The sequence below is a fragment of the Halorubrum ruber genome (genome assembly GCF_018228765.1).
Taxonomy (GTDB): domain Archaea; phylum Halobacteriota; class Halobacteria; order Halobacteriales; family Haloferacaceae; genus Halorubrum; species Halorubrum ruber.
Map to the genome: position 1 here is coordinate 1,622,018 of NZ_CP073695.1, position 13,501 is coordinate 1,635,518.

General features: G+C 69.3%; 16 protein-coding genes. 10 read left to right on the forward strand and 6 right to left on the reverse strand.

The genetic code is table 11. The annotated features are described in order from the left end of the window. Positions 1-26 precede the first annotated feature (26 nt). The gene (locus tag J7656_RS08095) at positions 27-473 is read left to right on the forward strand and encodes a phosphate-starvation-inducible PsiE family protein (RefSeq protein WP_211553015.1); all 447 of its coding nucleotides are present in this window, start codon (positions 27-29) and stop codon (positions 471-473) included. A 91-nt stretch (positions 474-564) separates the two neighbouring features. Then, entirely contained in the window at positions 565-2,121 is a 1,557-nt protein-coding gene (locus tag J7656_RS08100) for a cryptochrome/photolyase family protein (RefSeq protein ID WP_211553016.1), read from the forward strand. A gap of 490 nt (positions 2,122-2,611) precedes the next feature. On the opposite strand, the gene mvaD is transcribed toward J7656_RS08100, so the two are convergent. From mvaD to J7656_RS08115, 3 genes are all read right to left on the reverse strand, one after another. Further along, complete coding sequence (mvaD, locus tag J7656_RS08105; RefSeq protein ID WP_017343377.1) at positions 2,612-3,610, reverse strand: phosphomevalonate decarboxylase MvaD; 999 nt, start codon at positions 3,608-3,610, stop codon at positions 2,612-2,614. 73 nt (positions 3,611-3,683) lie between these two features. Further along, the gene (locus J7656_RS08110; RefSeq protein WP_017343376.1) at positions 3,684-4,076 is read right to left on the reverse strand and encodes a PIN domain-containing protein; all 393 of its coding nucleotides are present in this window, start codon (positions 4,074-4,076) and stop codon (positions 3,684-3,686) included. Continuing rightward, complete coding sequence (locus J7656_RS08115; RefSeq protein ID WP_017343375.1) at positions 4,073-4,315, reverse strand: antitoxin VapB family protein; 243 nt, start codon at positions 4,313-4,315, stop codon at positions 4,073-4,075. The genes J7656_RS08110 and J7656_RS08115 overlap by 4 nt, the downstream gene beginning before the upstream one ends. Before the next feature lie 133 nt (positions 4,316-4,448). On the opposite strand from J7656_RS08115, the gene J7656_RS08120 reads away from it, so the two are divergent. Further along, a complete protein-coding gene (locus J7656_RS08120) occupies positions 4,449-4,790 on the forward strand; it encodes a 2Fe-2S iron-sulfur cluster-binding protein (protein ID WP_017343374.1) in 342 nt (113 codons plus the stop codon). A 64-nt stretch (positions 4,791-4,854) separates the two neighbouring features. On the opposite strand, the gene J7656_RS08125 is transcribed toward J7656_RS08120, so the two are convergent. Then, complete coding sequence (locus tag J7656_RS08125; RefSeq protein ID WP_211553018.1) at positions 4,855-5,175, reverse strand: ASCH domain-containing protein; 321 nt, start codon at positions 5,173-5,175, stop codon at positions 4,855-4,857. A gap of 186 nt (positions 5,176-5,361) precedes the next feature. Here J7656_RS08125 and pyrB point away from each other — a divergent pair, with 186 nt between their 5' ends. From pyrB to J7656_RS08140, 3 genes are all read left to right on the forward strand, one after another. Continuing rightward, positions 5,362-6,309 (forward strand): aspartate carbamoyltransferase, encoded by a 948-nt coding sequence (gene pyrB, locus J7656_RS08130; RefSeq protein WP_004595635.1) that lies wholly within the window; start codon positions 5,362-5,364, stop codon positions 6,307-6,309. Then, on the forward strand, positions 6,306-6,764 hold the full coding sequence (gene pyrI / locus J7656_RS08135; protein ID WP_017343372.1) for an aspartate carbamoyltransferase regulatory subunit: 459 nt from the start codon (positions 6,306-6,308) through the stop codon (positions 6,762-6,764). The genes pyrB and pyrI overlap by 4 nt, the downstream gene beginning before the upstream one ends. Before the next feature lie 324 nt (positions 6,765-7,088). Further along, the gene (locus J7656_RS08140) at positions 7,089-7,949 is read left to right on the forward strand and encodes a hypothetical protein (protein ID WP_211553019.1); all 861 of its coding nucleotides are present in this window, start codon (positions 7,089-7,091) and stop codon (positions 7,947-7,949) included. A gap of 682 nt (positions 7,950-8,631) precedes the next feature. On the opposite strand, the gene J7656_RS08145 is transcribed toward J7656_RS08140, so the two are convergent. Continuing rightward, positions 8,632-9,375 (reverse strand): ThuA domain-containing protein, encoded by a 744-nt coding sequence (locus tag J7656_RS08145; protein WP_017343369.1) that lies wholly within the window; start codon positions 9,373-9,375, stop codon positions 8,632-8,634. A gap of 99 nt (positions 9,376-9,474) precedes the next feature. On the opposite strand from J7656_RS08145, the gene J7656_RS08150 reads away from it, so the two are divergent. Beyond that, positions 9,475-9,690, forward strand: a complete 216-nt coding sequence (locus J7656_RS08150; RefSeq protein WP_017343368.1) for a hypothetical protein — start codon at positions 9,475-9,477, stop codon at positions 9,688-9,690. A gap of 15 nt (positions 9,691-9,705) precedes the next feature. On the opposite strand, the gene J7656_RS08155 is transcribed toward J7656_RS08150, so the two are convergent. Continuing rightward, entirely contained in the window at positions 9,706-10,092 is a 387-nt protein-coding gene (locus J7656_RS08155; RefSeq protein WP_017343367.1) for a TlpA family protein disulfide reductase, read from the reverse strand. Positions 10,093-10,637: 545 nt separating this feature from the next. On the opposite strand from J7656_RS08155, the gene J7656_RS08160 reads away from it, so the two are divergent. From J7656_RS08160 to J7656_RS08170, 3 genes are all read left to right on the forward strand, one after another. Continuing rightward, on the forward strand, positions 10,638-11,555 hold the full coding sequence (locus J7656_RS08160; RefSeq protein ID WP_017343366.1) for a PLP-dependent cysteine synthase family protein: 918 nt from the start codon (positions 10,638-10,640) through the stop codon (positions 11,553-11,555). Next, positions 11,552-12,124: an MOSC domain-containing protein gene (locus tag J7656_RS08165; protein WP_017343365.1), complete on the forward strand. Its 573-nt coding sequence runs from the start codon at positions 11,552-11,554 to the stop codon at positions 12,122-12,124. The genes J7656_RS08160 and J7656_RS08165 overlap by 4 nt, the downstream gene beginning before the upstream one ends. Before the next feature lie 151 nt (positions 12,125-12,275). After that, positions 12,276-13,493: an MFS transporter gene (locus J7656_RS08170; RefSeq protein ID WP_026046228.1), complete on the forward strand. Its 1,218-nt coding sequence runs from the start codon at positions 12,276-12,278 to the stop codon at positions 13,491-13,493. The last annotated feature ends 8 nt before the right edge of the window (positions 13,494-13,501 follow it).

The following is a 13,501-nucleotide window of genomic DNA, read 5'->3' on the forward strand; positions in this document are numbered from 1 at the left end:
GCTGCCGGGCGCCGTCGGGTCCGTCGATGGAGTTCGATCTCGACGACGCCGCGGATCCAGCCGCGCGAGCGATGGAGTGGCTCGTCCTCGGCGCGGCGTACTTCCTGCTCCTCCTCTTCCTCATCGGCGTCTTCGACCTGTTCGTCTCGCTGTACCGCCTCCTCGCCGCGGGCGACTTCACCGACCCGGTCGAGGTCGTCGGGCTGCTCGACAGCGTCCTCCTGCTCCTGATCATCGTCGAGGTCCACCGGACGCTCGTGGCGTACGCGCGCGGCCAACCGGTCCTCCGGATCGTCGTGAGCGCGGCGATCATCGCCGTCTCTCGGCGGGTGATCAGCTTCCGGCTCGAGGACTACGGCGGCGGAAACGAGGCGCTGCTCGCGGCCGCCGCGCTCGGCGTCCTCGTTATCACGCTCACGGTCGGCTACTTCCTCCTCGACCGCGTGAGCGTCCCGGGGCGACTGGAGCTGTGACCGCGGGGGCGCGGCGACTCTCGACCGGCGAGGTCGGCGCCTCCCTCGTCGGTCCCGGTGGTTTCACGGTGAACGCGCCCGTGTCGATCCCATGGAGCTGTTCTGGCACCGACGGGACCTCAGAGCCGCCGACAACGTCGGCCTCGCGGCCGCGACCGGGGCCGACGACGACGCGGACCGGGGCCCCGCCGCGCCCGTCTTCGTCTTCGATCCGGACATCCTCGAACACGCGAGCGACGTGCGCGTCCGCCGCCTGCTCGACGGGCTGGCCGCGCTCCGCGACGACTACCGCGAGCGCGGGAGCGACCTGCTCGTCGCGCGCGGCGACCCCGAGACGGTCCTCCCCCGGCTCGCGGACGCGCTCGACGCCGAGCGCGTCGTCTGGAACCGCGACTACTCGGGACTCGCCCGCGAGCGCGACGCGGGAGTACGGCGCGCGCTCGACGGGGTCGACGTGGCGCGCGAGGCGCACCACGACGCGGTCCTCCACGACCCCGACGCGATCCGGACGAACGCCGGTGACCCCTACTCGGTGTACAGCTACTACTGGAAGAAGTGGACCGACCGCGCGACGGACGACCCGGCGCCGACGCCGACCGGCGAGGGGCTCGTCGACGCCGACCGGCTCGCGGACGCGGTCGACGCGGTCGACTGGGACGACGCGGCGGACGCGGTCGCGGACGGCGGGGACGCCGACGCCGGAAGCGTCACCGCCGACGCTGGTCTGAACGGCCTCGCCGTCGGCGACCTTCCCGCTCCCGCCGACCTCGGCTTCGCGGAGCCCGACGCCGAGGTCGGCCCCGCGGGGACCGCGGCCGCCCGCGAGCGCCTCGACGAGTTCCTCGACGAGGCGGTGTTCGCCTACGAGGCCGAGCGCGACTACCCGGCGAAGGGGGCGACCTCCCGGCTCTCGGCGTTCCTGAAGTACGGCGAGATCGGCGTCCGGGAGGCGTACGCCGCGACCGAGGAGGCGATGGCGGAGGCCGAGTCGGACGCGCGGCCCGACGACGCCCCCGAGCAGGTCGAGGAGTACCAACAGCAGCTGGCGTGGCGGGAGTTCTACGCGCAGGTGCTCTTCCACAATCCCGAGGTCGTGACGTCGAACTTCAAGGAGTACGAGGCGGGGATCGAGTGGCGCGACGACCCCGAGGAGATCGCGGCGTGGAAGCGCGGCGAGACGGGGTACCCCATCGTCGACGCGGGGATGCGCCAGCTGCGTCAGGAGGCGTTCATGCACAACCGCGTGCGGATGATCGTCGCCTCCTTCCTCACGAAGGACCTCCTCGCCGACTGGCGCCACGGCTACGACCACTTCCGAGAGAAGTTGGCGGACCACGACACCGCCAACGACAACGGCGGGTGGCAGTGGGCGGCCTCGACCGGGACCGACGCGCAGCCGTACTTCCGCATCTTCAACCCGATGACACAGGGCGAGCGGTACGACCCCGACGCGGAGTATATAAAAGAACACGTGCCGGAGCTGCGCGGACTCGACGCCGACCTCATCCACGAGTGGCACGAGCTGTCGCCCACACAGCGCGCGAACGCCGCGCCGGAGTACCCTGCGCCGATCGTCGACCACTCGGAGCGGCGGGAGGCGGCGCTGGCGATGTACAAGCGAGCGCGCGGCGAAGATCCGGAGGAATAAGCGGGTGACGATGGATTCAGAGTCGCTGTGACGGCGACCACCGCCAAAGCCCCAGCCGTTCGCTTATAAACAGTTGGTCCCGGATCGACGGAGAACACCATCAAAGCCCCAGCCGTTCGCTTATAAATAGTTGATCCCGAATCAACGGAGAACACCATCAAAGCCCCAGCCGTGAGGCGGCCGCACGCTCGCTGTCGCCCGAAAATCTCCGATTTTCGGGATGACGAGACGCCTCCGGCGTCTCGAACCACGCGCTTCAGTCGCTCGCTTCGCTCGCTCCCTCCAGTGCTTACGTCGCCTGCGGCCGCCTCACGGCTGCCCCTTTGAGTCCCACCCCGAACCGCACCGCAGCCTCAAGCCTCCCCAGCCTCGTTGACCGCCCTCCGCGTTGCTCCGGGCGGTCGACTCCCTCGCACGCGCTCCTCGCGGCCTATCGGCCGCTCGCAGGCGCGCGCCACCGCACGGCGGTTCTTATTTAAAAAGGCGTTATTTAAAACAGCGCCTCGCTCTCGTCAAGGACGCGCGCCGGGCCGCCGACCTCCCAGACGTCGGCGTCGATGCCGATCTCGGCGATCCGGCTCTCCACCTCGTCGACGTGGTCGGCGAGCGTGTTCACGTACACCGAGGCGCCTGTGTCCGTCGAGAAGTAGACGGGGACGCCCTCCTCCCGGAGCTCGCGGACCGCGTTGAACACCGCGATCGTCTCGGGCTGCCAGTACACCCACCCCGCGGGGCCGGTCATCGTCGTCGCCGTCAGGGAGAGGGAGTCGTGCTCGGCCGTCTCGAAGATCCGGTCGAACTCGCCCGCGCGGAGCGCGTCGGTCATCTCGACCAGCTGGTCCTGGACGTGCGCGGTCCGCGCCTGCATCATGTGGCTCGCGGCGGCCTCGCGGTGCGCCTCCTCGGTCTCTTTATAAGCGGGGACGTGGGCGGCGACGATCCGGAGGTCCTCCTCGGGGTCGAAGCCGTCCTCGCTCACGCCGGTGTCGAGGCGGTAGGAGCGGCAGTCCTCGTCGTTGAGGCCGGCGTCGAGCCGCGAGTACGCGCCCGTGACGGCGCGGGCCGCGGAGGAGGAGCCGCGGCGGGCGACGGTGGAGACCTCCGGGAGCGACATGTCGAGCCCCGCGGCCTCGACGAGGGCGAGCGCCGCGGCCGCGAACCCGGACGAGGAGGAGCCGAAGCCGATGTTCGACGGGAAGGAGTTCTCGCTCTCTAACCGCACCGCGGCGTCGACGCCCGCCAGCTCGCGGACGTGGTCGACGACCATGTCGATGCGCTCGGCGGCACGCCCGTCGACCGCCTCGCCGCCGATGACGTAGGTGTCCTCGCTCGCGTCGGGCTGCCACTCGACGGTGGTCGTCGTCGCGGTCGGGGCGGTACAGAGGCTGATGCTGTCGTGGTACGGGAGCCGCAGTTCCTCGTCGCGCATCCCGTGGTACTTGACGAGCCCCTGGATCGGGTGGGCTCGCGCGGTGGCCTTGCCGGTCATACCTCGGGAAGCGTCCGGCGGGGGATTAGTCGTTGCGATAGGTGGGAGGAAAACGAGGCCAGCTGGCCGGCGCTCAGTACGTCTCCACGTCGAGGCCGTCGATACGCTCGAAGTGGTCGCGGTTTCGAGTCACGACCGGTTCGTCGTTCAAAAGTGCCGTCGCCCCGATGATACAGTCCTCTCTGTCTATCTCTCGCCCTTGGGCGCGAAGCGAGCCGGAAATCTTCCCGGCCTTTCTCATCACGGTCTCATCGGCGACGACCGCGTGGCGCGTGTCGAGTACGTCGAGAATCGCCTGTCGGCGGTCTTCAGGAGCGTTCAACTGTGGGACCGCCTCGTACAGTTCGAGTACCGTCATCGAGGAGATCTTCTCGGGCCGATTCTCGCGCTCGATGAGATCGAGGTATCGGATCGCGTCCTGATCGTCGTGTAGGACATCGATAATGAACGTCGTGTCCTCGATCATTCGACGTCCTGTACATCTGCGTCGATCTGTTCGCGCCGGTCGCGAGAGCGAGACCGCCCCTCCTCGACGAGGGATTCGAGTTCCTCGCCCTCCTCTTCGGAGAGAATTCCTGCGACTTCCGTCCACGATCGCTCACCAGCGATCCGTTTGACCACGTCGGAAAACGACTCACCCTCCCGCTTGTGCGATTTGAGCCGCTCGTAGGCCTCCTCGTCGAGCGAGATCGTTTTCGTCGACATCACAGTACACAGTTACGTGTGTATATTTATAAATCTCAGCGACGATTTCCGCTCGTTTCGTTCTCTTCCGTCCCCGCGACAACGACGCGATCGAGGGGAACCCTTTTTGACCGGTCGGCGGGTACTCGGCGCCATGACCGAGTACACCGTCGAGTTCGTCGGCACCGGCGAGACGATCGAGGTGGCCGACACGGAGACGATCCTCAGCTCCTGCTTCGACGAGGGGATCGCCCAGGAGTACTCCTGCCGCGTCGGGATGTGTCTCGCCTGCTCCGCGGAGATCGTCGAGGGCGAGGTGACTCAGCCGGCGGCCCGCGGTCTCACCGACGAGGAAGCCGAGGAGTACGCGCTCACCTGTATGGCGCGCCCGCAGTCCGACCTGAAGCTCGACCGCGGGAAGTACCCGCCGAGCATCGAGGACGACGCGGCGACCGCCGCGGGCGAGGGCGACGGCGCGGCCGCGGACGACGACTGAGTCGGCTCGCGTTCCCCGCTCGCGCGCCTCGTTCTCCCCGCTCCGCTATTCGTCGCTCAGTTCGCTATTCGTCGACCCGCTCGAAGCGGTGTCGGACCACGTCGGCGTCGTCGTCCCAGTCGAAGTTTCCGCCGTGCGCGCGGACCATTCGCTCCTTGTACGCCTCTAAGGAGGGCGACCCCTCGCGCTTCGCGTCCTCGTCGGTCATGTCGCCGAGCGTGCGCTCGGTGACCTCGGTCAGTTCGAAGGCGACGCCGTCGACCTCGAACGTGTCACCCTCCTCGCCGTAGCGGTTCCCGCGGTGGAGCTGCGTCACCTCGCCGTCGAGGGCGGCTTGCTTCACGCGGTCGTTCGGGAGCAGGTCGGCCGGGTCGTTGTCGGACATAGTCGGACCTTTGGCCCGGATCGGTTTATAAGCGCGGACGGGTGTCGGCGGCCACCGAGCGTGCGAACTATCACCGCGTTCTGCGAATCTCGAAACTGTCGGTCATAGGGATCCACACGGACGTGAACACCCGCGCTGCGCCCCGAGCCGAGGGATTCAAGATACTGCCGAATCCCATCTCAGACGATGCGACAGGACCACCTCATCACCGCGACCCAGCTCTCGCGGGATGACATCGAGGCCGTGCTCGACCGGGCCCGAGCGGTCGCCGACGACCCCGCCGCCTACGCGGACCGGCACGCCGGGCGCGTGCTCGCGCTGTGCTTCTTCGAGCCCAGCACGCGCACCCGGATGAGCTTCGACAGCGCGGCCAAGCGCCTCGGGATGAACACCATCGACATGGGCGACGTCGACTCCTCGTCCGTCTCGAAGGGGGAGTCGCTGTCCGACACCGTCCGCGTCATCGAGGGGTACGCCGACGCCCTCGTCCTGCGCCACCCCAGCGAGGGCGCCGCGACGCTCGCCGGCGAGCGCGTCGACGTCCCGGTCGTCAACGCGGGCGACGGCGCCGGGCAACACCCCTCCCAGACGCTGCTCGACCTCCACACGATCCGCGAGGACCATGGGCTCGACGACCTCACCATCGGGATCATGGGAGACCTGAAGTACGGGCGGACGGTCCACTCGCTGGCGGCCGCGCTGACGGAGTTCGACGCCAACCAGCACTTCATCAGCCCCGAGTCGCTGCGGCTCCCCCGCTCCGTGCGCTTCGACCTCCACGAGACGGGCGCGCAGATCCGCGAACACGAGGAGCTCGACCCGGTCCTCGACGAGCTCGACGTGCTGTACGTCACCCGGATCCAGAAGGAGCGGTTCCCCGACGAGAACGAGTACCACCGCGTCGCCGGCGAGTACCGGATCGACGCCGAGACGCTCGACGCCGCCGCCGACGACCTCACCGTGATGCACCCGCTCCCGCGCGTCGACGAAATCGCGCCCGACGTCGACGAGACCGAGCACGCGCGCTACTTCGAGCAGGCGCACAACGGGATCCCGGTGCGGATGGCGCTGCTCGACACCCTCTTGGAGAACGCGAATCCGGACGGCGACGAGGGGACGGAGGTGGACCGATGAGCGACCACGAGCTGCGCGTCTCGAAGATCCGCGACGGCACCGTCATCGACCACGTCGAGGCCGGGCAGGCGCTGAACGTCCTCGCAATCCTCGGCATCGACGGCTCCGAGGGGTTCGGCGTCTCAGTCGGGATGAACGTCCCCTCCGACCGGCTCGGCCGCAAGGACATCGTGAAGGTCGAAGACCGGGAGCTGTCGCAGTCGGAGGTCGACGTGCTCTCGCTCATCGCGCCCGAGGCGACGATCAACATCGTCCGCGACTTCGAGGTCGTCGAGAAGAACCGCGTCACCCGCCCCGACGGCGTAACGGGCGTGCTCTCCTGTCCGAACCGCAACTGTATCACCAACGCCGACGAGCCAATCGAGACCCGATTCGACGTCGTGGCCGACGGCGTCCGCTGCGACTACTGCTCGACGATCCTCCGGGCGGACATCGCCGACCACATCGACGTTTGAAGCGTCGGCTCGCGTTCGGTGTGGGATACCCTCGCGAGTCTCCCTCCGGTAGATTTTAGCGCCCGCCGCCCGACGCGTCTAGTATGAGCAAGAAAGCCAAGCTCGTCCTCGTGCTGTCGCTCGTCGCGCTCGCGTACTTCCTCTTCGCCGGCGACAAGCAGCCCGTCGAAGTCGAGTAACGCCGCGCAGCCGCGTTCGCGCCCTCCGCGAAGGGAATCGCGCGTCGAACCGAATCGCACGAGACCCGCATCGCGCGTCGACCGCGCCTGCGGCCGATCGCTGCGATACCGTCCGTTTTTACCGACCAGTCCCGTATCCGGCCCCATGTACGGGGTCGTCACGCGCAACGCCGACGAGGTCGCGATGGAGCCGTTCGACCTCGGCTTCTACGAGGTGAAAGACGTCACGGGGCGGTCCGCCGAGCCGCTGCCGAACGCCGTGAACATGGTGTCGTGTTTCGGCGACAACGCGGCCGCGAGCGAGGACGACGACCTCGTTCCCGTCGACGAGCGCGGCGAGCCGGCGACTCGCGACCGCGAGTACTTCGACTGGGCGTACATCTGCCCGACGCACCCGGAGTACCGCGAGGGCTTACTGGAGATTATCGCGGACTGCGCGGCCGAGAACGACGACGTCCGCCTCGACGACGTCGGGTTCCCCCGTGAGGGGTTCTGTCACTGCGACCGCTGCGAGCGCCTGTTCGCCGAGAGCGACCGCGACGACTTCGCCGACTGGCGCGCGGACATCATCACCGAGTTCGTGGCCGAGGCGGCCGAGCTTGTCCCCGGACGGCTCCTGCTCACGTTATACCCCGACCCGTATCCGGACCACCTCTACGAGCGCGCCGGGCTCGACATCGACCGGCTCGCCGAGCACGTCGACGAGTTCGTCGTCCCGCTGTACGACACGGAGTACAGCACGACCTACTGGCTGGAGACCATCGCTCGCGGGTTCCGCTCGCGGCTCGGCGGCGACTACGACCTCCACGGTGCGCCGCCGGAGACGCCGTTCTCGCTGGAGCTGTACGCGGTCGACGTCGACGTCGACGACCTGATCCACGCGACCGAGGTGGCCGAGACGTACGCGAAGGACGTGTTCTTCGGCTACGACGCGAACAACGCGGCCGCCGCGCTCCGCCGGAAGGACGCCGACTCGCGCGACGGCGAGGTCCACCGGCCGGACTGACGGGACGCGTCGGCCGTTCGCTCGCGGTCTCGTGAACGAGGGTTTATCAGTGGCCGCGGTCGAGACACACGTGACCGGCCGCCGGCGTGCGACACAACCGGTCGTCTCGCGTTCGCGTGAGGCGGCCGCCTTTCAACGTCCGCGCCGTAGCGGCGGTCGCTCTACACTGCTGAGCCGCCGGCTCGTCGGTTTCTTCAAGCAGTCGGAATCAGTCCAGCGACAGCGATACGATATTTAAAACGGAGTAAGTGGCGGAGACAGTTGCTTATAAATGGGCGGTGGCGCGTGCCTCCGAACGCCCGCAGGGCGTGAGGAGCACGCGCGAGGGAGTCAGTCGCCGGAGCGAAGCGGAGGCGACTGACGAGGCTGGGGAGGCGTGAGGCGCGATGCCGTGCGGTGCGGGGCGGGACTCAAAGGGGCAGCCGTGAGGCCGCAGTAGGCGACGTAAGCACCGCAGCGAGCGGAGCGAGCGAGGAGCGCAACGAGCGTACTGCGGCCTCACGGCTGGGGCTTTGGAGGTGGTCGCCGCCGATCCGTAGTGAGCTATTTATAAGTAAGCGGCTGGGGCTTTGGAGGTGGTCGCCGCCGATCTCCGGTCAATCATTTATAAACTGATGTCAGGGGCGTCGGAGGGTTTCACCGGAATTCCGTGGTCAGATACCCCGCACACCGCTAACTCCAATCAGTGAACCGTCCGGTCGTCGCTCGCGTCGATCTCCTCGATCGGGTCGGCGTTGCCGAATTCGGGTTCGGGCCCGTCGCCCGGCTCCGCCCAGTCGACCGCGTTCCGGAGGACCTGCCGCACGTCCTCGTCGTAGTAGATCGGGTACGTCTCGTGGCCCGGGCGGAAGTAGAACACCTTCCCGTTCCCGCGGCGGTAACAGCAGCCGGAGCGGAACGTCTCGCCGCCCTCGAACCAGGAGGTGAAGACGAGGGTGTCGGGCGCGGGGATGTCGAACCGCTCGCCGTACATCTCGGTCTCGTCCAGCTCGATCCGCTCGCCGATCCCGTCCGCGATCGGGTGGCTCGGCTCGATCGTCCACAGGCGCTCGCGCTCGGCGGCCTCGCGCCACTTCAGCGAGCAGCTGGTTCCCATCAATCGCTTAAAAATCTTCGAGTAGTGCGCGGAGTGGAGGACGATGAGGCCGGTGCCGTCGAGGACGCGCTCGTGGACCCGGTCGACGACTTCGTCGCGGACCTCGTCGTGGGCGGCGTGGCCCCACCAGACGAGCACGTCGGTGTCGTCGAGGACTTCCTCAGTGAGCCCGTGCTCCGGCCCCTCGTCGAGCGTCGCGGTGCGGACCTCGTGGCCGCCCTCCTCCAGCGCGTCGGCGACGACGGCGTGGATCCCGTCGGGGTAGACGTCGGCGACGACGTCGCTCTCGCGCTCGTGTCGGTACTCGTTCCAGACCGTGACACGTGCCATACGTCGCGTGGACGCCGGACCGACTTGAGCGATCGGTCACGGCTCCGCCCGCGACGCGCGGACCCGAAGGCACTTGCCTCGCGCGGGAGACGGCCGCCCATGGCAGGTCCCCGACAGCTGTACCGCCGGCTCGACGACTGGGCGCGCGGGCTCTCTCGGCTCAGATACGCCCTCCTCACCGGCGTGATAGTGACGGCGTCGGTCCTCGCGGTCGGCGTCCTCCTCGACACGACCACGACGGTTCAGGCGGTCACGATGGGCGTTACGATGACCGTACTCTACTACGCGTTCGACGTGAACGCGAGCGACGACTGAGCGGCGGCAGTCGATTCAGGCGGTCGCTTCGACGTCCGCGAGCTGATCGGCCAGGTACTCCGCGATGGAGACGGCTTCCTCCTCGACGAACCGCGCGAGCTCCTCGCCGTCCGCAGTCTCGACGACGACAGTCGGGATCAGTTCGATCCCGTACGCCTCGACTAATTCGCCCTCCTTCCCCTCCGGCCCCTTCGTCACCGGGTACGCCTCGATCCGGTCGTCCGGGACGCCGGCGGCCGCGAGCGCGGCGCCGAACTCGGGGAGCTGGCGCTGGCAGTCGCCGCACCAGTCGCCGCCCCACACTTTAAATACGTAGTCGTCGGCTCCGAGCGCCGCGAGGACCGAGTCGTCGAACGCGTCCGCGTCGACGTCGGCGGCGGGCGCGAGGGTTTCGAGCGTCATGGGGCTGCGTAGGTCGTCGAGGCACCTAAACGGCGCGTCGGTGGCAAGACGAGGTTCCGGTCGGTCGCGATAGGAACGCCCCCGAAGGCCCAGACGCTCGGCCGTACGGTGCTGGCGCTTATAAATAGCCGATCGAGACAAACACCACCGAAGCCCCAGCCGCGAGGCGAACACACGCTCGGGGCGGTCCTCGCTCGTTCGCTCCGCTCACTCGCTGCGGTCCTGCCTTCGCCTGCGTTCGCCTCGCGGCTGCCCCTTCGAGTCCCGCCCCGCACCGCACAGCACCACAGCCTCACACCTCCCCAGCCTCGTCAGCCGGCCTCCGCTTCGCTCCGGCCGGCTGACTCCCTCGCACGCGCTCCTCGTGGCCGCCGAGGGCGGCCACTCGGAGGCGCGCGCCACCGCGTCTGCCTCGGATTTCACCCATTATTTATAAGCGAACTCGATCGCGAGGCGATATTTTATAAACGGATTCCGCCACAGCGGTCGACATCGATTGCCGGAGTCCGCGGGGCCTTTGAGTCGCGACCGCCTCCGTTCGGGTAATGGACGACGACATCCTGTCGACGCTCGGCTCGCCGCTGGTGCGGGTCGACGCGCCCACGGGGACGACGGTGGCGGCGAAGGTTGAGTCGCGCAACCCGGGCGGCTCGGCGAAGGACCGCCCCGCGCTGTACATGGTCGAGGCCGCGGAGGAGGCGGGCGAGATCGAGCCGGGTGACCGCATCGTCGAGCCGACCTCCGGCAACACCGGGATCGGCCTCGCGATGGTCGGCGCGACGCGCGGCTACGACGTCACGCTGGTCATCCCGGAGGGGAAGTCGATCGAGCGCCGCCGCCTGATGAAGGCGTACGGCGCGACCGTCGAGCTCGTCGACGGCGACATCTCGGACGCGAAGGAGCGAGCGGACGAACTCGAAGAAGACCCGAACACCGTCCAGCTTCGCCAGTTCGAGAACCCCGCGAACCCGCGCGCCCACTACGAGACGACGGGGCCCGAGATCCTCGATCAGGTCGGTGACCGCACCGTCGACGCCCTCGTGGCCGGCGTCGGCACCGGCGGCACGCTCTCCGGGATCGGCCGCAGCCTGCGCGAGGCGTTCCCGGACGTCCGGATCGACGCGGTCGAGCCCGCCGACAACGCCGTCCTCTCGGGCGGCGAGCCCAGCGTCGACGACTTCCAGGGGATGGGACCGGGGTTCGTCGCGCCGAACCTCGACGTCGACCTGATCGACGAGATCCACACCGTCGAGCTCGACGCCGCCGAGGCCGAGTGCCGCCGCCTCGCCCGCGAGGAGGGGATCTTAGTCGGTCAGTCGTCCGGCGCCTCGAACCTCGCCGCGAAGGACGTCGCGGCGGAACTCCGCGAGAGCGGCGAGTTCGCCGGCGAGGAACCGCTCGTTGTCACCGTCTTCTGGGACAGCGGCGAGCGCTACCTGACCGCGGGCACCTTCGACGAGTGACCGCGGAGTCGACCGGACCAAGCGGCGCGGTCGACGCGCTCGTCACGGCGCCCGAGAGCGGCGCCCCGCCCGTCCGCCGCGACGCGGTCGAGATCCGCCCCGACGGCGTCGAAGGCGACCGCTACCGCAGCGGCGACGGCCACTTCCAGCTCGACGCCTGCGCGGTCACCCTCGTCGCGGCGGAGGCGGTCGCCGCCGTCCGCGAGGAGACCGGCATCGACGTGCGCGACGGCCGTCACCGCCGGAACGTCGTTGTCGATGGGTTCGGCGCCGAGATGGACGCGCTCCTCGACGCGACCGTCGCGGTCGGCGACGCCCTCCTGCGACCGACCCGGCGTCGGCCCCCCTGCGCGCACGTCGAGGAACTCGCCGGCGAGGACGGGCTCGCGTCGGCGCTCCGCAACCGCGGCGGCCTCTGCTGTGACGTGGTTGAGCCGGGCCGCGTCGCCGTCGGCGACCCGGTGACGGTGCGCGAGGCCGACCCGCGGACCGCCGGCGCGGCGATCGCGGAGCGGTTGTCGGAGCGGGAGCAAACCGCAGAGGCGGAGCGAACCGCGGACCGAAAGTGAACACCCCGACCGATCGCCGCGAGAGGACGGTTTATACGGGTCGCACGAGAGGACCGAGACGAGACGTGAACCGCGGAGTCGACGCCACGAGCGCTCGGAGCCCCTCAGCAGTGAATCGACCGGACCAGGCGGCGCGGGGGCGGCGGTCGGCGTGAACTGGCGCTACCGCCACACGGTGTTGACGCTGTGTATGCTCGCCTTCTTCGTGACGTACTTCGCCCGGCTGGCGATCAGCCCGGTGGTCCCCCTGATCATCGACGACTTCGAGGTCTCGAACACGGCGGTCGGCGTCGCGCTCTCCGGGATGTGGTTCGCCTACGGGCTCTCGCAGTTCCCGAGCGGAATCTTAGCGGACCGGTTCGGCGAGCGCCGCGTCATCCTTGTCGCGGTCGGCGGGACCACTGCGATGAGCCTCCTGCTCGCCGTCGTGCCCGTGTTCCCCGCGTTCGTGCTGGCGGCGGTGCTTCTCGGGCTCGCGGCGGGGCTCCACTACGCGGTGGCGACCACGCTGCTCTCGCGGACGTTCGACGACCTCGGCACCGCCGTCGGGATCCACTCGCTCGGCGGTCCGCTGGCGGGTCTCGTCGCGCCGGTCGCCGCGACCTGGGTCGGCGTCCGCTACGGCTGGCGCCCGGGCGTCGCGCTGGCCGCGCTCGTCGGCGTCCCCATCTTCGTCTTGTTCGCGCGGCGAGTCCGGCCGACCGAGCCGCGGCGCCCGGACCAGTCGATGGCGGAGCGGCTCCGGCTCGCGCCGCTGCTCGAACTGATCGGGCGGCGCGAAGTCCTCGTCCCGCTCGCGGTCGCGACGCTCGGGACGTACGTCGCGCAGGGCGTCATCTCCTTCCTGCCGACGTTCCTCGTCGAGCTCCGCGGGTACTCGCCCGCGTTCGCCGGCGGCGTCTTCTCCGCGTTCTTCGTCGTCCGCGCCGGCGCGCAGGTCGGGCTCGGCCGGCTCTCCGACCGGCTGGGCCGCGACGCGAGCATCGCCGTCGCCCTTCTCGGCGGCGCGCTCGGCCTCGGAGGGTTGGTCGCGCTCCCCGACCTCGTCGAACTCCCGGCCGCGGTCGGGCTGCCGGCGCTCCCGACGCTCGCCGGCCTCGGGGTCGCCGTGTTCCTCGCCGGCCTCGGCTCCTCGTTCTTTTCGGCGATCGACCCGCGCTTCATGGACGCGCTCGGCGACGCGGAGCGCGGCGCAGGCTTCGGGCTGATCCGGACCGTCTACACGGTCATCGGCTCCGCGGGCTCGGTCGGCGTCGGCCTCGTCGCGGACCTGTTCGGCTGGGCCGCGTCCTTCGCCGTCATCGCCGGCATGTCCGGGCTCGCGTTCCTCGTCATCTCGGTGAACGCGCTCGTCGGCGAGGGGCGGTGAGTCCCTCC

Coding starts and splice junctions, on each gene's coding strand:
- J7656_RS08160 (WP_017343366.1), top strand. CDS start 10,638: ATGGACGACGACATCCTGTCGACGCTCGGCTCGCCGCTGGTGCGGGTC.
- J7656_RS08110 (WP_017343376.1), bottom strand. CDS start 4,076: ATGATCGAGGACACGACGTTCATTATCGATGTCCTACACGACGATCAG.
- pyrI (WP_017343372.1), top strand. CDS start 6,306: ATGAGCGACCACGAGCTGCGCGTCTCGAAGATCCGCGACGGCACCGTC.
- J7656_RS08095 (WP_211553015.1), top strand. CDS start 27: ATGGAGTTCGATCTCGACGACGCCGCGGATCCAGCCGCGCGAGCGATG.
- J7656_RS08100 (WP_211553016.1), top strand. CDS start 565: ATGGAGCTGTTCTGGCACCGACGGGACCTCAGAGCCGCCGACAACGTC.
- pyrB (WP_004595635.1), top strand. CDS start 5,362: ATGCGACAGGACCACCTCATCACCGCGACCCAGCTCTCGCGGGATGAC.
- J7656_RS08125 (WP_211553018.1), bottom strand. CDS start 5,175: ATGTCCGACAACGACCCGGCCGACCTGCTCCCGAACGACCGCGTGAAG.
- J7656_RS08120 (WP_017343374.1), top strand. CDS start 4,449: ATGACCGAGTACACCGTCGAGTTCGTCGGCACCGGCGAGACGATCGAG.
- mvaD (WP_017343377.1), bottom strand. CDS start 3,610: ATGACCGGCAAGGCCACCGCGCGAGCCCACCCGATCCAGGGGCTCGTC.
- J7656_RS08140 (WP_211553019.1), top strand. CDS start 7,089: ATGTACGGGGTCGTCACGCGCAACGCCGACGAGGTCGCGATGGAGCCG.
- J7656_RS08150 (WP_017343368.1), top strand. CDS start 9,475: ATGGCAGGTCCCCGACAGCTGTACCGCCGGCTCGACGACTGGGCGCGC.
- J7656_RS08145 (WP_017343369.1), bottom strand. CDS start 9,375: ATGGCACGTGTCACGGTCTGGAACGAGTACCGACACGAGCGCGAGAGC.
- J7656_RS08115 (WP_017343375.1), bottom strand. CDS start 4,315: ATGTCGACGAAAACGATCTCGCTCGACGAGGAGGCCTACGAGCGGCTC.
- J7656_RS08155 (WP_017343367.1), bottom strand. CDS start 10,092: ATGACGCTCGAAACCCTCGCGCCCGCCGCCGACGTCGACGCGGACGCG.